Source organism: Stappia sp. WLB 29, assembly GCF_023507705.1.
Taxonomy (GTDB): Bacteria; Pseudomonadota; Alphaproteobacteria; order Rhizobiales; family Stappiaceae; genus Stappia.
Genome location: NZ_JALBGD010000005.1, coordinates 118,892 through 140,733, shown reverse-complemented (window position 1 = coordinate 140,733; position 21,842 = coordinate 118,892). Strand labels below are relative to the sequence as shown.

General features: G+C 67.7%; 20 protein-coding genes. 8 read left to right on the top strand and 12 right to left on the bottom strand.

The window, feature by feature from the left end; translation table 11 throughout:
• Positions 1 to 37: 37 nt before the first annotated feature.
• Entirely contained in the window at positions 38 to 2,341 is a 2,304-nt protein-coding gene (locus tag MNI96_RS11745) for an NADP-dependent malic enzyme (RefSeq protein WP_249693308.1), read from the bottom strand.
• A 58-nt stretch (positions 2,342 to 2,399) separates the two neighbouring features.
• Positions 2,400 to 3,080: a ceramidase domain-containing protein gene (locus MNI96_RS11740; protein WP_249693307.1), complete on the bottom strand. Its 681-nt coding sequence runs from the start codon at positions 3,078 to 3,080 to the stop codon at positions 2,400 to 2,402.
• Between the two features lie 117 nt (positions 3,081 to 3,197).
• On the opposite strand from MNI96_RS11740, the gene moaB reads away from it, so the two are divergent.
• The 5 genes from moaB to rnhB all read left to right on the top strand — a co-directional run bounded on the left by moaB (position 3,198) and on the right by rnhB (position 7,469).
• The gene (moaB, locus tag MNI96_RS11735; protein WP_249693305.1) at positions 3,198 to 3,755 is read left to right on the top strand and encodes a molybdenum cofactor biosynthesis protein B; all 558 of its coding nucleotides are present in this window, start codon (positions 3,198 to 3,200) and stop codon (positions 3,753 to 3,755) included.
• A 135-nt stretch (positions 3,756 to 3,890) separates the two neighbouring features.
• Positions 3,891 to 4,859: an MBL fold metallo-hydrolase gene (locus tag MNI96_RS11730; protein WP_249693303.1), complete on the top strand. Its 969-nt coding sequence runs from the start codon at positions 3,891 to 3,893 to the stop codon at positions 4,857 to 4,859.
• A gap of 329 nt (positions 4,860 to 5,188) precedes the next feature.
• On the top strand, positions 5,189 to 5,422 hold the full coding sequence (locus tag MNI96_RS11725; RefSeq protein WP_249693294.1) for an EF-hand domain-containing protein: 234 nt from the start codon (positions 5,189 to 5,191) through the stop codon (positions 5,420 to 5,422).
• A 168-nt stretch (positions 5,423 to 5,590) separates the two neighbouring features.
• Complete coding sequence (locus tag MNI96_RS11720; RefSeq protein ID WP_249693292.1) at positions 5,591 to 6,730, top strand: PA0069 family radical SAM protein; 1,140 nt, start codon at positions 5,591 to 5,593, stop codon at positions 6,728 to 6,730.
• 76 nt (positions 6,731 to 6,806) lie between these two features.
• The gene (gene rnhB / locus MNI96_RS11715; RefSeq protein ID WP_249693289.1) at positions 6,807 to 7,469 is read left to right on the top strand and encodes a ribonuclease HII; all 663 of its coding nucleotides are present in this window, start codon (positions 6,807 to 6,809) and stop codon (positions 7,467 to 7,469) included.
• A gap of 534 nt (positions 7,470 to 8,003) precedes the next feature.
• On the opposite strand, the gene MNI96_RS11710 is transcribed toward rnhB, so the two are convergent.
• From MNI96_RS11710 to MNI96_RS11675, 8 genes are all read right to left on the bottom strand, one after another.
• Complete coding sequence (locus tag MNI96_RS11710) at positions 8,004 to 8,483, bottom strand: F0F1 ATP synthase subunit B (RefSeq protein WP_199270370.1); 480 nt, start codon at positions 8,481 to 8,483, stop codon at positions 8,004 to 8,006.
• Positions 8,484 to 8,493: 10 nt separating this feature from the next.
• Positions 8,494 to 9,060: a F0F1 ATP synthase subunit B gene (locus tag MNI96_RS11705; protein ID WP_249693288.1), complete on the bottom strand. Its 567-nt coding sequence runs from the start codon at positions 9,058 to 9,060 to the stop codon at positions 8,494 to 8,496.
• Between the two features lie 113 nt (positions 9,061 to 9,173).
• On the bottom strand, positions 9,174 to 9,401 hold the full coding sequence (locus MNI96_RS11700; protein ID WP_067220716.1) for a F0F1 ATP synthase subunit C: 228 nt from the start codon (positions 9,399 to 9,401) through the stop codon (positions 9,174 to 9,176).
• A 78-nt stretch (positions 9,402 to 9,479) separates the two neighbouring features.
• Positions 9,480 to 10,238, bottom strand: coding sequence for a F0F1 ATP synthase subunit A (locus MNI96_RS11695; protein WP_249693287.1), 759 nt, complete (start codon positions 10,236 to 10,238; stop codon positions 9,480 to 9,482).
• A gap of 82 nt (positions 10,239 to 10,320) precedes the next feature.
• Positions 10,321 to 10,683, bottom strand: a complete 363-nt coding sequence (locus MNI96_RS11690) for an AtpZ/AtpI family protein (protein WP_249693286.1) — start codon at positions 10,681 to 10,683, stop codon at positions 10,321 to 10,323.
• 217 nt (positions 10,684 to 10,900) lie between these two features.
• The gene (gene smc / locus MNI96_RS11685; protein ID WP_249693285.1) at positions 10,901 to 14,371 is read right to left on the bottom strand and encodes a chromosome segregation protein SMC; all 3,471 of its coding nucleotides are present in this window, start codon (positions 14,369 to 14,371) and stop codon (positions 10,901 to 10,903) included.
• A gap of 86 nt (positions 14,372 to 14,457) precedes the next feature.
• The gene (locus tag MNI96_RS11680; RefSeq protein ID WP_249693284.1) at positions 14,458 to 15,096 is read right to left on the bottom strand and encodes a DsbA family protein; all 639 of its coding nucleotides are present in this window, start codon (positions 15,094 to 15,096) and stop codon (positions 14,458 to 14,460) included.
• Between the two features lie 185 nt (positions 15,097 to 15,281).
• Positions 15,282 to 15,842: a DUF721 domain-containing protein gene (locus tag MNI96_RS11675; RefSeq protein WP_249693283.1), complete on the bottom strand. Its 561-nt coding sequence runs from the start codon at positions 15,840 to 15,842 to the stop codon at positions 15,282 to 15,284.
• 160 nt (positions 15,843 to 16,002) lie between these two features.
• On the opposite strand from MNI96_RS11675, the gene mutY reads away from it, so the two are divergent.
• Entirely contained in the window at positions 16,003 to 17,097 is a 1,095-nt protein-coding gene (gene mutY, locus MNI96_RS11670) for an A/G-specific adenine glycosylase (protein ID WP_249693282.1), read from the top strand.
• A gap of 100 nt (positions 17,098 to 17,197) precedes the next feature.
• On the top strand, positions 17,198 to 17,746 hold the full coding sequence (locus tag MNI96_RS11665) for a 2OG-Fe(II) oxygenase (RefSeq protein ID WP_249693281.1): 549 nt from the start codon (positions 17,198 to 17,200) through the stop codon (positions 17,744 to 17,746).
• A 10-nt stretch (positions 17,747 to 17,756) separates the two neighbouring features.
• Here MNI96_RS11665 and MNI96_RS11660 read toward each other — a convergent pair whose 3' ends face one another.
• On the bottom strand, positions 17,757 to 19,256 hold the full coding sequence (locus MNI96_RS11660) for an AMP nucleosidase (RefSeq protein WP_249693279.1): 1,500 nt from the start codon (positions 19,254 to 19,256) through the stop codon (positions 17,757 to 17,759).
• Positions 19,257 to 19,636: 380 nt separating this feature from the next.
• On the opposite strand from MNI96_RS11660, the gene MNI96_RS11655 reads away from it, so the two are divergent.
• Positions 19,637 to 20,794, top strand: coding sequence for a site-specific DNA-methyltransferase (locus MNI96_RS11655; protein ID WP_249693276.1), 1,158 nt, complete (start codon positions 19,637 to 19,639; stop codon positions 20,792 to 20,794).
• Positions 20,795 to 20,902: 108 nt separating this feature from the next.
• On the opposite strand, the gene MNI96_RS11650 is transcribed toward MNI96_RS11655, so the two are convergent.
• Positions 20,903 to 21,478: a hemerythrin domain-containing protein gene (locus tag MNI96_RS11650; RefSeq protein WP_249693274.1), complete on the bottom strand. Its 576-nt coding sequence runs from the start codon at positions 21,476 to 21,478 to the stop codon at positions 20,903 to 20,905.
• Between the last annotated feature and the right edge of the window lie 364 nt (positions 21,479 to 21,842).

The window sequence follows — 21,842 nt, the reverse complement described above, 5'->3', positions numbered from 1 at the left end:
CACGATCAAGACGTAGCCGGCAAAGAAAATCGCACCCTCAGGCGCGATTTCGCGTCTGCGCCTCCACCGCGGCGAAGGCAGACATGTTGACGACGCCGCGCGAGGTGACCGAAGGCGTCAGGATATGCACCGGCTTTGCGGTGCCCAGCAGGATCGGGCCGACATGCAGGCTGTCGGTCATCACCTTCACCAGGTTGAGCGCGATGTTGGCGGCATCCAGCGAGGGGAAGACCAGCAGGTTCGCCTCTCCCGTCAGGCGCGAATCCGGCATCACCCGGCCGCGCATGGCGAGCGACAGTGCGCTGTCGCCATGCATCTCGCCGTCGACCTCGAGGTCCGGCGCCATGTCCTTCAGCAGTTCCAGGGCGGCGCGCATCTTGTCGGCCGAGGCCATGTCGCGCGAGCCGAAATTCGAGGCGGACAGGAGCGCGGCGCGCGGCGTGATGCCGAAGCGGCGGATTTCCTCGGCCGCCAACATCGTCGTCTCGGCGATCTCGCGAGCGGAGGGATCGATGGTGACATAGGTATCGGTGAAGAAGGTCGCGCCGTTCGAATTGATCAGAAGCGACAGCGCCGAGAAGTCCTGCACGCCCGGCGCGTTGCCGATGATGCCGCGCACGTCGGCCAGGTGCTTGGAGTAGCGCCCCTCAAGGCCGCAGATCAGCGCGTCCGCCTCGCCGCGGTGCAGGGCCAGCGCGCCGATCACCGTGGTGTTGGAGCGCACCATGGTGCGGGCCGCTTCCGGCGTCACGCCGCGCCGGCCGACCAGCGAGAACAGGGTGTCGACATAGTCGCGGTAGCGCGGGTCGTCTTCCGGGTTGATGAATTCGAAATCGCGGCCCGGGCGGATCTTGAGGCCGAAGCGCTCGCAGCGGCTCTCGATCACCGAGGGACGGCCGATCAGGATCGGGCGTGCCAGCCGGTCCTCAAGCAGCACCTGCGCCGCGCGCAGCACGCGCTCGTCCTCGCCGTTGGAATAGATGATCCGCGTCTCGCTGGAGCGGGCGGCGGCGATGATCGGCTTCATGATCATGCCGGAGCGGAAGACGAAGCGGTTCAGCCGGTCGTGATAGGCGTCGAAGTCGTCGATGGGCCGCACCGCGACGCCGGTCTCCATCGCCGCGCGGGCAACCGCCGGGGCGATGCGCAGGATCAGGCGCTGGTCGAAGGGAGAAGGGATCAGGTATTTCGGCCCGAAGGTCTCGGTCACCCCGCCATAGGCGCGCGCCGCCACTTCCGACGGCTCCTCGCGCGCCAGTTCGGCGATGGCGGCCACGGCGGCGAGCTTCATCTCCTCGTTGATCGTGGTCGCGCCCACGTCCAGCGCACCGCGGAAGATGTAGGGGAAGCACAGGACGTTGTTCACCTGGTTCGGATAGTCCGACCGGCCGGTGCACATCATCACGTCGTTGCGCACGGCGAGTGCCGCTTCCGGCATGATCTCGGGCTTGGGGTTGGCGAGCGCCAGGATCAGCGGCTTTTCCGCCATCGCCGCGACCATCTCCGGCTTCAGCACGCCGGCGGCCGAAAGGCCGAGGAACACGTCCGCGCCGGGAATGACCTCGGCCAGCGTGCGCGCATCCGTCTCCTGCGCGAAGATCGACTTCCATTCGTCCATCAGGGTCTCGCGGCCCTTGTAGACGACGCCCTCGATGTCGCTGACGAAGATGTTGTCCCGCGAGGCGCCCAGGGACACCAGCAGGTTGAGGCAGGCAAGCGCCGCCGCGCCCGCGCCGGAGGCGACGATCTTCACCGCCGCGATGTCCTTGCCGGCCAGTTCCAGCGCGTTCTTCACCGCGGCGGCGACGATGATCGCCGTGCCGTGCTGGTCGTCATGGAAGACGGGAATGTTCATCCGCTCGCGCAGGGCGCGCTCGATCATGAAGCATTCGGGAGCCTTGATGTCCTCCAGGTTGATGCCGCCGAAGGTCGGCTCGAGCACGGCGACCGCGTCGACGAACTTGTCGACGTCGAGTTCGTTCACCTCGATGTCGAAGACATCGATGCCGGCAAACTTCTTGAAGAGAACGGCCTTGCCTTCCATCACCGGCTTGGACGCGAGCGGGCCGATATTGCCGAGCCCGAGCACGGCCGTGCCGTTGGAGACGACGCCGACGAGGTTTGCGCGCGCGGTGTATTCGGCGGCGAGCGACGGATCGCGGGCGATCTCCAGGCAGGGCGCCGCCACGCCGGGCGAATAGGCGAGTGCCAGGTCGCGCTGGTTTCCGAGCGGCTTGGTCGCCTGGATCTCGAGCTTACCCGGGCGCGGATGCCGGTGGTAGTAGAGCGCAGCCTCGTCGAGATCGTTCACGGGCTGGTTCTCGGACTTTTTGTCGGTCATCGCGATTCACTCGAGGCTGGCGGGCAGTGGGCCGCTGGCACATCCTGAAACCTTGAGGTCAGGTGCCGGTCGCGCCTGTCAGGTTTCCGGACCGGGCGACCGGCGATACCAGGACAAGGACGCGAATCAGCAGGTACAGGACCAGCGCGTTCAGGCAATGCCATACGAAATGCGTTCCCAAAGGGAAAGACGGGCAAAATGGGATATCACTCGTTCTGAAAGCAAGCGAAATCACGAAAACCGCACCGGTCAGCGCCAGCGGCGCGCTGGCGGGCGGACAGCGCCGCGCGGCAACGGCGGCAACGCCGAAAATGGCAAGCGCCGCCGGTACATAGCCGGCGGAGGATCCCAGGATCCCGGAAAGCATCGGCGCCACGCCATAGCTTGCGGCAAGGAAGGCGAGCGTCGCGCCGATGGACCAGCCCCAGCCGAGCTGCAGGATGCGCCGCATCGCCAGCAGGAAATACGAGTAGATGAACACCGCGATCGGCACCACGTCCGCCAGCGCCGACCAGCGGGTGGCGAAGGTGTGGAACAGGAACGAGCCGATGCCGACGCAGGCCACCACGACGATCAGGAACAAGGCGCCGGCATCGCCCCGCGCCTGCCGGCGCCACAGCATCCAGGCGGCGAAGGCCGCGAGAAGGAAGGCCCCGTTGGTGACGGCATTGACCGGCTCGGCCCAGAACTGCGGCCCCAGCCGCTCGCAATAGGCATCGATCGGTGCGCTCCAGTCCATCGTCCGCTCCTTGCCCCTTCGGCCACCCTCGCCCATGGCTGGCGCCCGAGTGTGACCCGCCCTATCCTCTCGGGCAAATGCTACCCGCCGTCAGGCCGCAAGAGGATCATTACGCCGATGCATCGCATTGATGACAGCCGCCCCTTCGTTCCGCTCAACATCGCCGTGCTCACCGTCTCGGACACCCGCTCGCTGGAGGAGGACCGCTCGGGCGGCACGCTGGTCGCCCGGATCGAGGAGGCCGGCCACCGCCTTGCCGGCCGCGCCATCGTCACCGACGACGTGGAGAAGATCCGCGCCGCGGTGCAGGCCTGGACCGCCTCACCGGATGTCGACGTGGTGATCACCACCGGCGGCACCGGCTTCACCGGGCGCGACGTCACGCCGGAGGCCATCGAGCCGCTGTTCGAGAAGAAGATGGACGGCTTTTCCGAGGTCTTCCACCGCATCTCCTACGACAAGATCGGCACCTCGACGATCCAGTCGCGGGCGACCGGCGGCGTGATCGACGCGACCTATGTCTTCGTCCTTCCCGGCTCTCCCGGCGCCTGCAAGGATGCCTGGGACGGCATTCTCAAGTGGCAGCTCGACTACCGGCACATGCCCTGCAACTTCGTGGAGATCATGCCCCGGCTCGACGAGCACCTTAAGCGCGGCAAGCTGCGGGAGGCCTGAGAGGGAAGGCGTATCGCCGCCCGTATCTTCACGGATGCGTGATCACCGCTTCCCGTGGTGCCGGCGGGGCCTAAGTGCCGCAGCGGAGCCTTTTTGATCTCAGCTTTGTTGATCCCAAAGGGAGGGTAGACGCACATGATCGAACTCAGCCTCAACCGCAGGACGCTGCTGACCGGCGCGGCGGTCACCGCCATCGCCGCCCCGGCCGTCGTTTCCGGCGCCTCCCGCGTGCGGGCGGAAGCCCCGATGCTCGGCGCCGCCAGCCCCAGCTTCAACCGCATCAAGCTCGGCGATTTCGAGGTCACCACCATTCTCGATGCCGCGCGCGCGATGGACGGCCCGCATCCGATCTTCGGCGAGAACCAGGAGGCCGGCCCCGTCGCCGAGCTGCTGGAGGCCAACAACCTGCCGTCCGACAAGATGGTCAACGGCTTCACGCCGGTTCTCGTCAACACCGGTTCGCAGCTGATCCTGTTCGACACCGGCCTTGGCGGCGATGCCGGCACGCTGGCGAGCCAGCTTGCCGCGGCCGGCTACACGCCCGAGCAGATCGACATCGTCGTGCTGACCCACATGCATCCGGACCATATCGGCGGCTTGATGAGCGGCGGCGCGCCGACCTATCCGAACGCCCGCTATGTCGCCGGCCAGGCCGAGTACGACTTCTGGTCCGCCGAGGAGCGCATGTCCGGCCCGACCGAGCGCGTCGCAACGCTGGTGCGCTCCAACGTCACGCCGCTGGCCGAGAAGATGACCTTCATCGGCGACGGCGGCGAGGTCGTCTCCGGCATTACCGGCATCGACACCTCGGGCCACACGCCCGGCCACATGTCCTTCCATGTGGAGAGCGGCGGCAAGCGGCTGCTGATCTGGGGCGACGTCGCCAACCATTTCGTTGCCTCGATCCAGCGGCCCGACTGGCATGTCCGCTTCGACATGGACAAGGAAAAGGCCGCAGCGACCCGCAAGCGCATCTTCGACATGGTGGCGACCGACAAGGTGCCGGTGACCGGCTATCACATGCCCTTCCCGGCGCTCGGCTACATCCAGGCGAGCGGCGAGAGCTATCGCTGGAGCCCGGCCGCGTATCAGTTCGCGCTCTGAGCGAGCCGGTTTCGGCATTTCGCCGTCCAGGCGACCGCAGCCCCGGAGCTTCTCCGGGGCTGTTTGCTTTCGGCGGGACCCTGTCTTTTCTACCTAGCAATATTCAGCAACGCGCTGGAACCCCGCAGTTTCCCAGAAGACACCGCGGTTCACAATCCGGACACATCTTTGTTACGCCTTTGTTTCTCCCTGAAAAGACCTTTCGCACAACGCGGACGAGCCCAGATGGGGCGCCACCTTTTCTCTCGTGGACGGCATGACGCCTCCACCGGTACGGACAGACCAAGAGCTGCCATGCCGAATACAGGCTCAACATGGAGGCCAACACCATGAAGAGAACGCTCATTGCCCTTGCGGCCCTCACTTTCGCCGGCACCGCCTACGCCCAGGACACGTCCTTCGCGACGGCCGACGCCGACCAGAGCGGCGACCTGACCTTCACCGAGGTCACCGCCGTGATGCCGAACGTGACCGAGGAGGCGTTCACCGCCGCCGACACCGACGGCAACGGCACGCTCTCCGAGGCCGAGTACACGGCCCTGCTCGAAAGCAGCGGCGGCTGATCCAGCCACTGCTACCTGCCCGACCGCCTCGTCTCCCTTGCGGGAAACGGGGCGGTCTGCATTTGGGCCCTCCGCTTCTCGCCTGCATCGCCGCAAGCCGGCTTCCCAGCGGCCTTTGTTCCTGTTATGTTCCAGCCTCCGTCAAGCAGGGAACATCCGGGCAATCCCATGGCCATTCCGGCACACTCTTGCACCACCGAGCACGATCCTGCGGATACGTCCGAGGAGACGCTGCCGGCCAGCGTGAACGCCCATCGCGGCCGCGGCCGGGCCGCCGGCCTCAACATGGCCGGCCGCTACGAGAAGGAGAGCCGCGACAGTTTCGACGACGGTTGGGGCACGCTGGAAGATCTTCCCCCGCTCAAGACCCATGTGCAGGAAGAGCGGGCGCGCACGATCATCACACGCAACGAATCGCCCGACATTTCCTTCGACCGCTCGATCAATCCCTATCGGGGTTGCGAGCACGGCTGCATCTACTGCTTCGCCCGGCCCAGCCACGCCTATATCGGCCTGTCGCCCGGCCTCGATTTCGAGACGCATCTGACGGTGAAGCCGAATGCGGCCGAGCTGCTGGAGCGCGAGCTCTCGAGCCCGAGCTACAGCCCGCGCACCATCGCCATCGGCACCAATACCGACCCCTACCAGCCGATCGAGCGGGAGCGGAAGGTGATGCGCGAGATCCTCGCCGTGCTCGACCGGTGCAACCATCCGGTCGGCATCGTCACCAAGTCGGCGCTGGTGCTGCGCGATCTCGACATCCTGGCGCCGATGGCCGAGCGCGGTCTGGTGCGCGTCGCCCTGTCCGTGACGACGCTCGACCGCAAGCTCGCCCGGACGATGGAGCCCCGCGCGGCAACGCCCGCCAAGCGGCTGGAGGCGATCCACGGCCTGTCGCAGGCCGGCATCCCGACATCCGTGATGATCGCGCCGGTGATCCCGGCGCTCACCGATTCGGAGATGGAGCGGATCCTGGACGCGGCGAGCGAGAACGGCGCCACCGGCGCGGGCTATATCCTGCTGCGGTTGCCCATCGAGGTCAGCCCGCTGTTCCGGGACTGGCTGCTACGCCACCGGCCGGACAGTTTCCGCCATGTCATGAACCTCATCCGCTCCATGCGCGGGGGCAAGGACTACGACGCCCAGTGGGGCAAGCGGATGCGCGGCGACGGGCCCTATGCCAAGCAGCTCGCCAACCGGTTCGCGCTCGCCTGCAAACGGCTCGGGCTCAACCGCAGCCGCAAGTCGCTGACCACCGAGTTGTTCATCCCCCCGACCGCCGGCGGCGTGCAACTCCAGCTGTTCTGAGGCAAAACCGCGCAAGCCCGGTGGATTTCGAAAGATTGCGGTTGCGCCGGGGCGCCCTTGGCGGAACCTTGGAGGCATGTATCTTTCGCTGTCCACTGCGCTCGAACTTGCCCTGCCGGCCGATCTCGACCCCTCGGCCGAGCACGCGTTGTCGCGGCAGTTCGAGGGGCGGCTTGCCGGCATCGACGAGGCGGGCCGCGGCCCGTGGTCCGGACCGGTCGCCGTCGCGGCCGTCATTCTCGATCACCAGGCGGTGCCCGACGGGCTCGCCGATTCCAAAAAGCTCACCGAGGCGCGCCGCGAACAGCTCTACGAGGAGATCCTCGAGACCTCCTTCGTGGCGGTCGCCCTCGCCTCGCCGCGCGAGATCGATGCCCGCAACATCCGCGCGGCGACGCTCCTTGCCATGGCCCGCGCCGCCCGCGCCCTCCCCGTTGCACCGCTCGCCTGCCTGATCGACGGACGCGACGTGCCCCCCGGCCTGCCCTGCCCGGGACAGGCGGCCGTGAAGGGCGACGGGCGCCTGCTGTGCGTTGCCGCGGCCTCCATCGTCGCCAAGGTCACCCGCGACCGGCTGATGGCGCGGATGGACGGGGTCTTCCCCGATTACGGCTTTGCAGGGCACAAGGGCTACGGCACCGCCCGCCATGCCGCCGCGCTGACGGAAAAAGGCGCCTGCCCGCTGCACCGCCGCAGCTTCCGCCCGGTCGCCGCGGCCCTCGGCCTGCGCGAGGACTAGGCGGGACGGAGATGCCGGAAGAGGGCAGAGCGCAAGGCCGGCGGAAACGATCCTCCGACATGAACCCCAAGCGCAGGATGTCATCCCGGTTTTGGCGAAGCCGAAGACCGGGAACCAGTAACCCCGAAAGATAACGGCTCAGGCCCTTGAGCGGCGGCCGGACAGCCGTAGACGGCTGGCTTGGCGCCACCACCCGCTCCGGCGGATACTGGATACCTGCCTTCGCAGGTATGACAGCCGAGCATGTGGTGACCACCTCCCGCCTCATACTTGCCGATGGTGCCAATGGGTCGGCTCTCAGGCTTCGCCTGCGGCCGAGATGACGGCTTGAGAACGTGGCCCGAGCTCGCATCCCCTCCGCCGTCACCCCGGCCAAGCGCAGCGAGGTGCAGGACGACGCCGGGAGAGCCCTCGGCAAAGACGCTCTTTCCGAAGGGGCCGTGCCCCAATCCGGCCAGTCCTCACACCATACAAACGAAAACGGCCCCGCAAGCGGGGCCGTCTCGAAGCTGGATGAGGGAAAAGAAGCCGCCGTCAGTTGAGGCGGGTCTTCACTTCCTCGATGCTCTTGGCGAGCAGCTCGTCGCCGACATTGCCGGCGACCTTCTTGGAGAGGATCGCCCCGGCGGCGGCGACCGCGATATCGGCGGCGCGCGCACGCACTTCCGAAATCGCCTGGGCCTCGGCCTGGGCGATCTTGCGCTCGGCAGCAGCCGTGCGGCGCGCGATGAGATCTTCCAGGGCCGCGTTGGCCTCGAGCGTCAGGCGGTCGGCCTCGCGCTTGGCCTCGGCGACGATGCCTTCGGCCTCGCCCTCGGCTTCCTGGCGGCGACGCTGGTAATCGGCCAGCAGGGCCTGGGCTTCCTCGCGCAAGCGGCGGGCGTCCTCAAGCTCCTTGCGGATCGTGTCGGCGCGCTTGTCGAGCGAGGTCCCGACCATGCCGGGCACCTTCATGTAGACGACAATCGCGAGAAAGATGACGAGGCCGACGAGAGCCCATGCAGAAGCGTCCATCAGGCTGTCCTCACTTCATCGCCGTATCGACGGCCTTGTTGAGTTCGGTCGCAGTCGGCGCCTTGCCGATCAGAGCCTCGACCAGCGAGCTGGTGGTCTCCGTGGCAATCTCGCCGACATTGCCCAGCGCGGCGGTCTTGACCTCGGCGATGCGGGCCTCGGCCTGCGACAGCTTCTCCGCGAGACCCTTTTCGGTCTCGGCCCGGCGACGGTCGACGTCGGCCTTGAGCTTCTCGCGGGTGTCCTGGGCGATCTTGTGAGCGTTGTTGCGAGCTTCCGCCAGCGCCTGCTCGTAGGCGGCGATCGCGGCGTTGCTCTCTTCGTTCAGGCGGTTCGCCTCGGCGATGTCGCCGGCGATGCGGTCACGGCGATCCTCCAGGATGCCGCTGAGACGCGGCAGAGCCACCTTGCTCATGATCCAGTAGAGCAGGCCGAAGGTGATCGCGAGCCAGAGCAGCTGCGATGCGTAGGTCGTTCCATCGAAGGGAGGGAACGTGCCGACCGAATGCTCGTCGGCCGGGATCTCGATGACAGCATTGGTGCTGCCGTGTTGGGTCTCGGCGCCGGTCGTGGCCATTATCATCTCCAATGCCGCAGCCATGCTCGCATCGCGCCTGGCGCGAAGCGCCGGCCGGGCGCGTCATGCGCCCGGCCAGAAAGTGTGCGTCGCTGACGCAATCCGACATCGTATCAGACGGCGAAGAGCAGGAGAAGGGCGACGAGAAGCGAGAAAATGCCGAGCGCCTCGGTCACGGCGAAGCCGAAAATGAGGCGGCCGAACTGGCCATCGGCGGCGGACGGATTGCGCAGGGCGCCCGACAGGTAGCTGCCGAAGATGTTGCCGAGGCCGAGAGCGGTACCGGCCATGCCAAGGCAGGCGAGACCCGCACCAATGTACTTTGCTGCTTCAGCTTCCATGACACTAGCTCCTTGAGGTGAGATTGCAGCGACGTAACGACGGCCCCGCCTTATTGCGGGGCCGAACCAAACTGACTCTTAGTGGCTCGGATGCAGCGCATCGTTGAGGTACATGCAAGTCAGAACCGTGAAAACATAAGCCTGCAGGAACGCCACCAGGAATTCCAGGCCGGTCAGCGCGACGGTCATCGCGAGCGGCAGGACCGAGAAGACCGGGCCCATGATGCCCAGGCCCTCGGCGGCGATCAGCGAGGTGACGAAGCCCGCGAAGACCTTCAGCGTGATGTGGCCCGCCAGCATGTTGGCGAACAGACGGACGGACAGGCTGACCGGACGCGACAGGAACGAGATGATCTCGATCGGCGTCACCAGGATGAACAGCACCGGCGGCACACCGTCCGGCGTGAACAGCTTGAGGAACTTCGCCCCGTGCTTGGCGAAGCCGTAGATCATCACCGTGCCGATCACCAGCATCGACAGCGCGAAGGTGACGATCAGGTGGCTGGTAACGGTGAAGAAGTAGGGGAACATGCCGATCAGGTTGGCGATCAGCACGAACATGAACAGCGAGAAGACCAGCGGGAAGAATCGCATTCCCTCGTTGCCGGCCGCACTTCTCAACGTGTTCGCTACGAACTCGTAGGACATTTCCGCCACAGACTGCCAGCGGCCGGGCACCAGGCCGCGTCCGCTCGTCGACAGGATCAGGAACGTCGCCACGACGGCCGTGGTTGCCACCATGAACAGCGAGGAATTGGTGAAGGAAAGATCGAGGCCACCGACCTCAATCGGAACGAGCTTGGTGATCTTGAACTGCGAGATCGGATCGTTCGCCACCGGGTCAGCCCCTCGTCTAGCGGTCGCATGGCACGCCGGCGCGCGAAGCCCTTTCGCTCGCCGGCCTGAATTCAGGTTCGAACTATCCGTCGCGCGTTCTGTCGTGCTGCTCCGCGATCAAGCCGGCAGAGCGCAAGACGTTCAGCACGCCCGCAACGAAACCCAACAAGAGGAAGACGATCAAGCCCCACGGACTCGTGCCGAAACCCTTGTCGATCATCCAGCCTATGGCCGCCCCGACCAGAACACCTGCGACGAACTCCGTCGACAGTTTCATGGCCTGGGCGAAGCCCTGCCCCGTACCCGAGGACGACACGCTTTTCTGGCCTTCGGCCTGCGCCGTCTTCTCCTCGAGCGCCCGTGCAAGCCGGTTTCTTCGCTCGGACAGTTCCGCTTCCGTTGGCCGTGCACCCTGCACGCCCGGTTCGTTCTCGTTCGGAGACATTGCTGCGGTCCCCTCTCCCGATACGCTCCGGCGTACGCCGCCGACCCCTGGAAGCCGGGCGCACCATAGTCGCCGCCCCTGCCCCTGTCAAGAACACGCAGAAAACAGCCAAACCATTGTTATAAATAAACTTTCAGGTCAGAAACCGGGCTGCGTCGAACTGTCCGCCGGCGCATCTTCACAGGACCGTGTTGCATCGCACTGCGATGACGCGGCCTCAGACCGCTTCGAGGAATCGCTCGGCGGTCTGCAGATCCACCGAAACCAGCTGCGAAACGCCGCGTTCGGCCATCGTCACGCCGAACAGGCGGTTCATCCGGGCCATGGTGATCGGGTTGTGGGTGATCACCACGAAGCGGGTCGCCGTGCTGCGGGTCATCTCGTCGAGAAGGTCGCAATAGCGCTCGACATTGGCATCGTCGAGCGGCGCGTCCACCTCGTCCAGCACGCAGATCGGCGCCGGGTTGGTCAGGAAGACGGCGAAGATCAGCGCCATCGCCGTCAGTGCCTGCTCGCCGCCCGACAGCAGCGTCATGGTCTGGGGCTTCTTGCCCGGCGGGCGGGCGACGATCTCCAGGCCCGCGTCCAGCGGGTCCTCGGCATCGACCAGCTGCAATTCGGCGGTGCCGCCGCCGAACAGATGGGTGAACAGGCGCTGGAAATGGCCGTTCACCGTCTCGAAGGCGGAGAGCAGGCGCTCGCGCGCCTCGCGGTTGATGTTGGAGATCGCCCCGCGCAGCCGCTTGATCGCCTCGATCAGGTCGTCGCGCTCGCCGACCAGCGAGCCGCGCTGGGTCTCGATCTCGGACAGTTCGTCCTCGGCGCGCAGGTTGACGCCGCCCAGGCGCTCGCGCTCGGCCTTCAGCCGCTCCACCCGGCGCTCGATGCCGTCCGGCTCGGGGAGCGGCGCCCCCTCCTTCAGCCCCGCCAACGCCGGCAGGGCGGAGACGGCGACTTCCAGCGCCTCGTCGATTCGCGCCTCGATCTCGCTCTTGCGTCCCGTGGCGGCCGTGAGCCGTTCCTCGGCGCGGATGCGCCGCTCGCGCGCCTCGCCCAGCATCGCGAGCGCCTGGTGCGCCTGCCGGTCCGCCTCGCGCTGCTTTTCCTCGGCCCTAGCCAGCGCATCGTCGGCGACACGGCGCGCCTCCTCGGCAGCCGAAATCTCGCTCAGCAGCGACCGGCGCTTGAGCTCGATGTCCTCCGGCGCCTCCATCAGCTCCATGCGCTCTTCCTCGGCGGCGGCGATCCGCTCGCCCAGCACCTCGATCTGCTGGCGCGCGCCGGCCGCCCGCTGGATCCAGCTGGCCCGCTCGCGGGCGATGGCTTCCAGCCGCCGGCGGCGCAGTTCGCTCTCGCGCGCCAACCCGTCGGCCGCAGCCTGCTCGCGCGACAGCGCGGCGCGCGCTTCCGCGGCTTCCGCCCGCGCGGCATCGATCGCGCCCTGCAATCCCTCGCTGCCGGAAATCTCCTCCAGCGCGGCGGCCGCCATTTCCGCCGCCTCGCGCCCTTCGGCAAGGTCGCCTGCCAGCCGCTCCACGGTGGCGCGCAGGCCCGCAAGGCGCGCCTCGGCCTCCGCATGGGTGCGCTCCAGCCGCAGCACCTCCTGCCGCGCCGCATCGGCGGCAGAGCGCGCCGCACGCACATCCTGGCGTGCCGCCTCCTCGGCATCGGCTGCCATGCGCAGCGCCGCCTCGGCCGCGGCGAAACCCTCGCGCAAAGCCTCGAGCTGTTCGGCCGCCGTGTCGATTTCCAGCTCCAGCGCCGCCAGCCGGTTCTTGCGGGCAAGCCGCTGCGCGGCCGCGGTCGGGGCATCGGCGGAGACGCTGAACCCGTCCCAGCGCCACACCGCACCCTCGCGGCTGACGAGCCGCTGACCCGGCTTCAGCTGCCGCAGCAGGCCCGCTGCCGTCCCCTCCTCGACAAGGCCGATCTGGGCAAGACGCCGCGCCAGCGCCGCCGGGGCCCGCACCACCTCGGAGAGAGGCCGGCAGCCGGCGGGAAGCTTCGGATCGCCGGCCAACGTACCGCCGTCCGCGGCTTCCGCGCTCCAGCGCATCGGCGCGTCGCCCCCGACGGGCGCGTCGAGATCCTCGCCGAGCGCGGCGCCCAGCGCCGTCTCGAAGCCCGGCTCCACCGTCATCGCCTCGACCACGGCCGGCCACTCGCCGGCCTGTCCGGCGGACAGCACCTCCTGCAGCGTGCGCGCTTCCGTCTCCAGGCGCGACAGCGCCGCCTCCGCATCGCTCAAGGGCCGGCGCGCCGCGTCGACGGCGGCGCGATGGCTGCGGGTGCGCTCCTCGGCCTCCAGCACGCGCTCCTCGGCGAGATCCAGCCGGCCTTCCGCGTCGAGCAGCGCCTCGCGTCCCATTTCCAGCGCCGGCGCGCCCTCTATATCGGCTTCCAGCGCGGCGACCTGCGCCGCCGCCTCGCCATGCTGGGCGACCAGCCGCTCGGCCCGCTGCACCGCCGTGCGATGCGCCTCCTCCAGCTGGCGCCGGCGGGCGACGACGCCCGCCTGTTCCTGCGTCAGCGCCGACAGCCGCTCCTCTGCCGCGGCCACGACCTCTCTCGCCGCCTCCACTGCAAGGCGCGCCTCCTCGGCGCGCTCTTCCTGCGACAGGTCCTCGCCGCGCAGCTCTTCCTCTTCGTCCGCGAGCCGCGACAGGTGCTCGTCGTTCTCCGACACCAGCGCCTGCTCGCGGGCGATGTCCTGATGCAGCTGCTGCAGGCGGCCGGTCAGGTCCGAAAGGCGCTCGCGGATGCGGCGCCCCTCGCCGTCCAGCTCGTTGCGGGCGATGACCAGCCGCTGCACGGCGGCGCCCGCGCGGGCCGCCGCCTCGCGCATCTCCGGCACCTTGTGGGCGGAGATCGCCTGGTTCTTCGCCGCCTCCGCCTGGGCCAGCGATACCAGCCGCACGCCCTCCTCGGCCTCCGCGAATTCGGCTTCCGCCGCCTTCAGCCTGTCGCGGCAGTCGATCCAGCGCAGATAGTAGAGCCCGGCCTCGGCGGAGCGAATCTCGGCCGACAGGTTGCGGAAGCGGCTCGCCTGCCGGGCCTGGCGGCGCAGGCTGTCGAGCTGGCCGTCGATCTGGACCAGCACGTCCTCCAGCCGCTCCAGGTTCTGCTCGGCCGCGCGCAGGCGCAGCTCCGCCTCGTGGCGGCGCGAGTGCAGGCCGGAAATGCCGGCGGCCTCTTCCAGGATCTGGCGGCGGGAGGTCGGCTTGGCGGCGATGAGCTCGCCGATCTGGCCCTGGCGCACCAGCGCGGGCGAGCGCGCGCCGGTCGAGGCATCGGCGAAGAGAAGCTGCACATCGCGGGCGCGCACGTCGCGGGAATTGATCTTGTAGTTGGAGCCCGCCTCGCGCTCGATCCGTCGCGTCACCTCCACCGCTTCGCTGTCGTTGAAGCCGGCCGGCGCGGTACGGTCGGCATTGTCGAGAAAGAGCGTGACTTCGGCGGTGTTGCGGGCCGGGCGGTTGAGGCTGCCGGAGAAGATCACGTCGTCCATGCCGGACGCGCGCATGTTCTTGTAGGAGTTCTCGCCCATCACCCAGCGCAGGGCCTCGACGAGATTGGACTTGCCGCAGCCGTTCGGCCCGACGACACCCGTCAGGCCGTCGCCGATGATGAATTCCATCGGCTCGACGAAGGATTTGAAACCGAGGACGCGGAGCTTGTTGAACTTCATGGGCGCAGCGTCAGCAGGCAGCCGGCGGGGCGCTCACGCCCCGCAAGCAGGCAGCCGCCGGCGCCCGGGCACCGGCGGAGCCGGTCCTAGAGATACTTGGCAGCTTCCTTGTCGAGTTCCTCAGGCGAGATCGCACCGCTGACCTTGTTGCCGTTGAAGAAGAACGTCGGCGTCGAGTTGACGCCGAACTCATTCGACGCACGGTCGCGCGTCGCATTGATCCCGTCAAGCAGAGCCTGATCGGTCAGGACCTTTTCGAAGCTTTCCTGAGTGAAGCCGATCTGCTTGGCGAAACTCAGCAGGGAGTTGTACGGGTCCTGGGTGAAGGCCCAGGCCCTCTGCTCGGCGAACATGAAGTCGACCACCTCGAAATATTTGTCCTCCGGCACCGAGCGCGCCAGCATGAAGGCGGCCGAGGCGACGGGGTCGAGCGGGAACTCGCGGAAGACGAAGCGCGCCTTGCCGGTCTCCACATACTCCTTCTTGAGATGCGGATAAGTGTTCTTGTGGAAGTTGGCGCAGTGGCCGCAGGTCATCGAGGCGTATTCCACGATGGTGAGCGGCGCGTCCTCGCTGCCCAGCACCTTGTCGGGAAGCGCGCCCGGCTTCATCAGTTCCTCGACGTCGACCGACTGGGCAAAGGCCGGCAGGGCCGGCAGCACGGTTCCGGCCAGGAGCAGGCCGGCGGAGGAACGCAGGATCAACTGTCGACGGTTCAGGCTCACGGGTCTCTTCCCACTGAATGAAAGGGTCTATCGGCGTAAACGCTGTTTATCGCCTTTTGTGCGAAATTCAAACGACACGCATATTGTGGCGGCAATGGGAGCGCGGAAAACCGCAGAGTTCCGCCGGCTTCACAAGATCGCGAGCAGCCGTCGCGAGCAGGCGGGGAGCCGTTTCCGCAGGCGCCTCAGCGGGTGCGGGCGAGCACCGCGCGGCCCAGCCGTTCGAGCGCGGCGCCCAGCGGCGTGCCCTCGACGGGGGCCAGCCGCTCGGCAAGCTCCGCCTCCTCCGCGCCGGTCAACGGGCGCAGCTTCGGCGGCGGCTGGCGGCGACGGTCGGTGACCGGGCGCTGCAGGATGCGGATGCGCTCCACCGCGGCCCAGCCGAAGAAGCCGTTGATGCGCTCGACCAGCTGCGGCATCTCGTGGGTCAGCAGCAGCGCGGTCGCCCCGTCCGTCTGCACCACCAGCGTCGCCGGGCGCGGGGTCTCGTCGAACTCGCCGCCGCGGCTGCCGCGCGGCCAGTCCAGCCGGATCGGCTGCACCCGGCCGGCATAGCGCTCGCCGACGATCTCCGGCCAGTCGGAGAGAAGGTCGGCGGCCGCAAAGCCGCGCTTGCGGCAGGCCGGCTCCAGCGTCTTGCCGATCAGGTCGGCAAGCGGGCGCGCGCGCGTCACCCGGCGCACATAGCCGGGGACCGCTCCCGTATTCGTTCTGTTGTTCGACTTGTAGTGCCGCGAATCACTCATATCTCCTGTTTCACGCGCGAATTGCGTCGCTTTTGCGACGAGGCGCCGCCCTCTCCCGTCTCGTCACCGCTGTCCCCGCAAGCGCGCAATCCACAGGCCTTGCGGCCGCTCGTTCATTCCGCACTTGAAATCGCGCCGCGCCGCCCGATCCTCATGCTCCATGACCGCAGCCCCCGCCGCCTCCGCGACCGATCTCGCCGCCGCCCTGCTCGCCTGGTACGACCGCCATGCCCGCGTGCTGCCCTGGCGCATCTCGCCGCGCGACCGCCGGCAGGGCGAGGCGCCCGATCCCTACCGGGTGTGGCTCTCCGAGATCATGCTGCAGCAGACGACGGTGCAGGCGGTGAAGCCCTATTTCGCCGGCTTCACCGAACGCTGGCCGACGGTGGCGGATCTTGCCGCGGCGGACGAGGCCGACGTCATGAAGGCCTGGGCCGGACTCGGCTACTATTCGCGGGCGCGCAATCTCAAGGCCTGCGCCGAGGCGGTCATGCGCCATCATGGCGGGGTGTTTCCCGATACGGAGGAGGGCCTGCGCGCCCTGCCCGGCATCGGCCCCTATACGGCGGCGGCCATCGCCGCCATCGCCTACGACCGGCCGGCGGCCGTCGTCGACGGCAATGTCGAGCGCGTCACCTCGCGCCTGCATGCCATCGAGACGCCCCTGCCCGCCTCGAAGCCCGACATCCGCTCCGCCGTCGCGCTGATGGTGCCGCAGGAGCGACCGGGCGACTTCGCGCAGGCGATGATGGATCTCGGCGCCAGCCTGTGCAGCCCGCGCAAACCCGCCTGCGCCCTTTGCCCCTGGTCCGCCCCGTGCGAGGCGAGACGCCTCGGCATCGCCGAGATCCTGCCGGTCAAGCAGCGCAAGGCGGCCAAGCCCACCCGCTACGGCCTCGCCTTCGTGATCAAACGCGAAGACGGGGCGGTGCTGCTGCGCCGCCGCCCGCCCAAGGGCCTGCTCGGCGGCATGAGCGAGCCGCCGGTCAGCGCCTGGGAAGAAGATGTCGACGGCGGCGACGTCTCCCTGCTGCCGCCGGAACTTGCCGCCGCGCGGCTGCGCTGGACGCGCGTCGCCAGCGACGTGCGGCACACATTCACGCATTTCCATCTGGAGCTTGCGGTCTGGCATGCGCGCGCGCCGATGGACCTTGCCGCGCCCGACGGGTGCTGGTGGTCGGCGCCCGCGGATCTCGGCAGCGAGGCCCTGCCGACGGTGATGCGCAAGGCGGTCGAGGCGGGGCTTTCCGCCTGACGCAGGGGCCTCCCGCAATTCGATTGCGTTTTCCGAAGAACTGCCGCATAGACGCGCACCTTTTGGGTCCTGACCCTAGCCGTTGCGGAGACTTCGGCCGATGTTCACGCATTCCATTCCGGCATTGTTTTCCAAAGAAGAAGCTCGCGAGGTGATCCGCCTTGCGGACGAGGCACAGACGGCGGCGGGCGGTCTCGTCGGCGGCCTTCACCACCACAATATCCGCCGGGCGGAGATCGCCTGGCTCGACGACACCGGCACTGCCGCCTGGGTGATGGAGCGGATCGTCTCGGGCGTGGCGGCGGCCAACCGCGAGCATTTCGACTTCGACATCACCGACTTCGGCGAGCGGCTGCAGGTCGCGACCTATGACGAGAGCAATGCCGGCCATTACGACTGGCATTCCGACATCGGCGACGGCCCCATCGCGCGGCGGCGCAAGCTGACCATCGTGGTGCAGCTGAGCGAGCCGGCCGCCTACCAGGGCGGCGAGTTGCAGATCAATCTGGGCGGCGCCGTGTGGGCGGCCGAGCGCGGCATCGGCGATGCCACGCTGTTCGCCTCCTTCATGCTGCACCGGGTGGCGCCGGTCACCTTCGGCCGCCGCAACTCGCTCACCTGCTGGTGCCACGGGCCGCATTTCCGCTGAACGGAAAGCCCTACTGGAACGCCGTCTCGGCGAAGGAGCGCAGCTTTCTGGAATGCAGCCGCTCACGCGGCATCGCCCGCAGGATCTCCATGCTGCGGATGCCGATGCGCAGATGCTGCGCCACCTGCCGCTTGTAGAAATCCGTCGCCATGCCCGGCAGCTTCAGTTCGCCGTGCAGCGGCTTGTCGGAGACGCAGAGCAGCGTGCCGTAGGGCACGCGGAAGCGGAAACCGTTGGCCGCGATCGTCGCCGATTCCATGTCCAGCGCAATGGCTCTCGACTGGGAGAAGCGCTGCACCGGCTCGCGGTGGTCGCGCAGTTCCCAATTGCGGTTGTCGATGGAGGCGACGGTGCCCGTGCGCATCACCCGCTTCAGCTCGTAGCCGGCAAGGCCGGTGATCTCCTCCACCGCCCGCTCCAGCGCCACCTGCACCTCGGCCAGCGGCGGGATCGGCACCCAGGTCGGCAGGTCCGCGTCCAGCACATGGTCCTCGCGCACATAGCCGTGCGCCAGCACGTAGTCGCCGAGCTTCTGGCTGTTGCGCAGGCCGGCGCAGTGGCCGAGCATCAACCAGGCATGCGGGCGCAGCACCGCCACATGGTCGGTGATCGTCTTGGCGTTGGACGGGCCGACGCCGATATTGATCATGGTGATGCCGGACGCGTCGGGGCGCACCAGGTGATAAGCCGGCATCTGCGGCAGCCGCATCGCCACTTCCTGGCGCTCGCTGCCCGCCTCCGTCACCAGGTTGCCCGGCTCGACGAAGCGGGTGTAGCCGCTTGCCGGATCGTTCATCAGCTCCTGCGCCAGCCGGCAGAACTCGTCGATGTAGAACTGGTAGTTGGTCAGGATGACGAAGTTCTGGAAGTGCTCGGCCGCCGTCGCGGTGTAGTGCTGCAGCCGGTGCAGCGAATAGTCGACGCGCGGTGCGGTGAAGGGCGCCAGCGGCCGCGGGGCTCCCGGCGGCACCTCGAACGTGCCGTTGACGATGGCATCGTCCAGGATCGACAGGTCCGGCAGGTCGAAGACATCGGCCAGCGGGCGCTGCAGCACCTCCGCCGCCCCTTCCACATGGGTGCCGTCGTAGAAGGCGAAATGCAGCGGGATCGGCAGGGCGCTCGTCCCCACCTCCACCGGCACCTCGTGATTGCGCAGCAGCAGCTCGATCTGCTCCTTCAGATAGCCGCCGAACAGGTCCGGGCGCGTCACCGTCGCGGAATGGACGCCGGGGCCGGAGACGAAGCCGTAGGCCAGCCGGCTGTCGATGCGCGAATGGGTGGCGGTGACGACCCGCACTTCCGGATAGCAGGCCCGCACCCGCCCCTGCGGAATGCGGCCGGCGAGGAAATCGGCGAAGGCATCGCGCAGGAAGGCGGTGTTGCTCTCGAACAGCTCCCGCAGCCGGTCGACGGCGGCCTGCGCGTCGGTGAAGGACTCATAGGGAACATGCGGCGGCTCGAGGGTCGCCAGCTCCTGCGGGATGTCGGTGTTCGGGAACTCGTTGCCCATGGGCGTGCCTTTCTTTCTCTTGTTATTCTGGCAAGCCATTATGAAATTTCCTGCGTGGGGCGAAAAGTTTTTTCTCGGCCCGATTTCGCGGCGCCGGCTGCGGCCCTGCCGTTAACCTTCCCGCATCCCATCCCTTGCATTTCGCAAGCCCCGAATCCGCCTATCCGGAAAATCGGCAGGCCATGCAGGGCATTAGGCAAACCTTGCCGGGCACTCCCCCTCGCGTCCCTCGTTAACGAAGCGAAGCAGTGCGCGCGAGAAGGCCGCGAAAGGTAAACAGATGATTGATTCAAAAGGCGTTTTTTCTCCGGCGCCTTAACTCCCGATTTACCAAGCCCGGTAACCATGATGCTCGTAATTGCGTGAGGTTCTGCGTCGCAATGAGTGTACAGCGTATCGGGGTGCCCACCGAGGCACCCCACTCCTTCCGAGCCCGTTCGACCGCCTCCAGCGCTGCCCCCGGCGCCGATTGGCTGGATACGATCATCAAGGGCGATTGCGTGGCCGCTCTCGAGCGTCTGCCGCGGGCGTCGGTGGATCTCGTCTTCGCCGACCCCCCCTACAATCTCCAGCTGGGCGGCGATCTTCACCGCCCGGACCAGTCGCGGGTCGACGCCTGCGACGACCACTGGGACCAGTTCGACAGTTTCGAGGCTTACGACGCCTTCACCCGTGCCTGGCTGATGGCCGTGCGCCGCGTGCTGAAGCCGGACGGCGGCCTGTGGGTCATCGGCTCCTATCACAACATCTTCCGCGTCGGCGCGATCCTGCAGGATCTCGGCTTCTGGATCCTCAACGACGTCGTGTGGCTGAAGTCGAACCCGATGCCGAACTTCCGCGGCAAGCGCTTCACCAATGCCCACGAGACGATGATCTGGGCGTCGAAGTCGAAGGACGCGAAATACACGTTCAACTACGAAGCCCTGAAGACGTTCAACGACGACCTGCAGATGCGGTCCGACTGGAACCTGCCGATCTGCACGGGCAGCGAGCGGCTGAAGGATGGTTCGGGGCAGAAGGTGCATCCGACCCAGAAGCCGGAAAGCCTGCTCTACCGGGTGTTGCTTGCTTCCAGCAATCCGGGCGACGTGGTGCTCGATCCCTTCTTCGGCACCGGCACCACCGGTGCGGTCGCCAAGCGGCTCGGCCGTCATTTCGTCGGCGTCGAGCGCGAGCAGGACTATATCGACGCCGCCAGGGCCCGCATCGATGCGGTGACGCCGGCCGACGGCGCGGCGCTGGCGATCAGCCAGGGCAAGCGCGCCGCCCCGCGCATTCCCTTCGGCAACCTGCTGGAGGCCGGCCTGCTGGCGCCGGGCACGGAGCTCACCTGCGCCAAGGGCCGTAAGCGCGCCACCGTGCGTGCCGACGGCTCGCTTGCCAGCGGTGACCATAGCGGCTCGATCCACAAGGTCGGCGCGCTGGTGCAGGGTCTGGAAGCGTGCAACGGCTGGACCTACTGGCACTACGAGGATGCCGGCAAGCTCAAGCCCATCGACGCGCTGCGCGAGACGCTGCGCGCCAACAAGGCCGCCTGAGGCAATCTCCTCCGGCGTCCACCCGTTCCCGAGAAGCGCTTCCCCGCGCGATGGGCCGCCTCCGACCGGACACTCCGGCGGGGGCGGTTCCGCGTGCGGCACCTGCCTTCAGGAGACGCCGAGGTCCCTCTCGCCGCGCTCGATCATCAAGGGCACGATCAGGTCTTCCTCGTCGTCGAGATGCCGCAGCAAGCCGTTCACCAGCAGGTCGCTGTCGGCGGCATAGGTATCCGCCGCCCGGCGGATGCGGTCCCTGTCGCCGCCCTCCAGCAGGCCCAGCAAGCCGTTGGCGCTGGCGATCACCCGGCCGATGCGCTCGTGGATCAGCTCGTGATCGTTTTCCAGGATGTCGAAGCCGCGCGCCAGCCGCGTCTCGGCCGCCGCGAAGACCGGGAAATAGTGCTGGTCCTCGATCATGTGGTGATGGTGCAGCTCGGTCAGGAAGTGCTGCAGGCGCGGCGCGAAATAGCCGCCGAACTGCATCGCCTCCACCTCTCCCTCGCGAAACCGCGTCAGCGCATCGGTCAGCGCCCCGCCCAGCTGGCGGAACCCATCATGGCGGGTCAGCCAGAAGCGGGCGAGATCGCCGAGATCCGCATTCTCGCCCCAGCCCTCGCGCGGATGGCGGCGCAAAAGGTACAGCAGCTCCTCGGACAGCCCCTGCCGCCTGTCGAGATCGTCCATCACACCATTGCTCCTGACGTTTCGTCGGATGTTTCCGCCCCGCCTCATGCTGCAAGATGGGGCGCAAGGTCAATGCGGCAACGCCGGATCGGGCGGCGATGTCCTCCCTGCGATCCGCAGTGCCGCCCCAACCTGCGATCCACTCGCCCACGCCGCACACGCAGGGTGTCGTCCCGGTTCCGGCGCAGCCGGAGACCGGGAACCAGTAACCACGGGACGGGCGGCACAGTCCTCGGAGCCCCCCCCAAGCCCGGCTGAGGCCGGTGCGTCACCACGCAGACCAGCGGATACTGGACGCCTGCCTGCGCAGGCGTGACAGCCGAGAGGATGCCACGCCCCACTCCCCAAACGAAAACGCCCGGCA

Bases quoted from the DNA above. Each gene is read 5' to 3' on its own strand.
- MNI96_RS11650 (WP_249693274.1), bottom strand. From the start codon at position 21,478: ATGGACGATCTCGACAGGCGGCAGGGGCTGTCCGAGGAGCTGCTGTAC.
- MNI96_RS11745 (WP_249693308.1), bottom strand. From the start codon at position 2,341: ATGACCGACAAAAAGTCCGAGAACCAGCCCGTGAACGATCTCGACGAG.
- MNI96_RS11690 (WP_249693286.1), bottom strand. From the start codon at position 10,683: ATGTCTCCGAACGAGAACGAACCGGGCGTGCAGGGTGCACGGCCAACG.
- MNI96_RS11730 (WP_249693303.1), top strand. From the start codon at position 3,891: ATGATCGAACTCAGCCTCAACCGCAGGACGCTGCTGACCGGCGCGGCG.
- rnhB (WP_249693289.1), top strand. From the start codon at position 6,807: ATGTATCTTTCGCTGTCCACTGCGCTCGAACTTGCCCTGCCGGCCGAT.
- mutY (WP_249693282.1), top strand. From the start codon at position 16,003: ATGACCGCAGCCCCCGCCGCCTCCGCGACCGATCTCGCCGCCGCCCTG.
- MNI96_RS11710 (WP_199270370.1), bottom strand. From the start codon at position 8,483: ATGGACGCTTCTGCATGGGCTCTCGTCGGCCTCGTCATCTTTCTCGCG.
- MNI96_RS11700 (WP_067220716.1), bottom strand. From the start codon at position 9,401: ATGGAAGCTGAAGCAGCAAAGTACATTGGTGCGGGTCTCGCCTGCCTT.
- MNI96_RS11725 (WP_249693294.1), top strand. From the start codon at position 5,189: ATGAAGAGAACGCTCATTGCCCTTGCGGCCCTCACTTTCGCCGGCACC.
- MNI96_RS11675 (WP_249693283.1), bottom strand. From the start codon at position 15,842: ATGAGTGATTCGCGGCACTACAAGTCGAACAACAGAACGAATACGGGA.
- MNI96_RS11665 (WP_249693281.1), top strand. From the start codon at position 17,198: ATGTTCACGCATTCCATTCCGGCATTGTTTTCCAAAGAAGAAGCTCGC.
- moaB (WP_249693305.1), top strand. From the start codon at position 3,198: ATGCATCGCATTGATGACAGCCGCCCCTTCGTTCCGCTCAACATCGCC.
- MNI96_RS11720 (WP_249693292.1), top strand. From the start codon at position 5,591: ATGGCCATTCCGGCACACTCTTGCACCACCGAGCACGATCCTGCGGAT.
- MNI96_RS11660 (WP_249693279.1), bottom strand. From the start codon at position 19,256: ATGGGCAACGAGTTCCCGAACACCGACATCCCGCAGGAGCTGGCGACC.
- MNI96_RS11705 (WP_249693288.1), bottom strand. From the start codon at position 9,060: ATGGCCACGACCGGCGCCGAGACCCAACACGGCAGCACCAATGCTGTC.
- smc (WP_249693285.1), bottom strand. From the start codon at position 14,371: ATGAAGTTCAACAAGCTCCGCGTCCTCGGTTTCAAATCCTTCGTCGAG.
- MNI96_RS11740 (WP_249693307.1), bottom strand. From the start codon at position 3,080: ATGGACTGGAGCGCACCGATCGATGCCTATTGCGAGCGGCTGGGGCCG.
- MNI96_RS11655 (WP_249693276.1), top strand. From the start codon at position 19,637: ATGAGTGTACAGCGTATCGGGGTGCCCACCGAGGCACCCCACTCCTTC.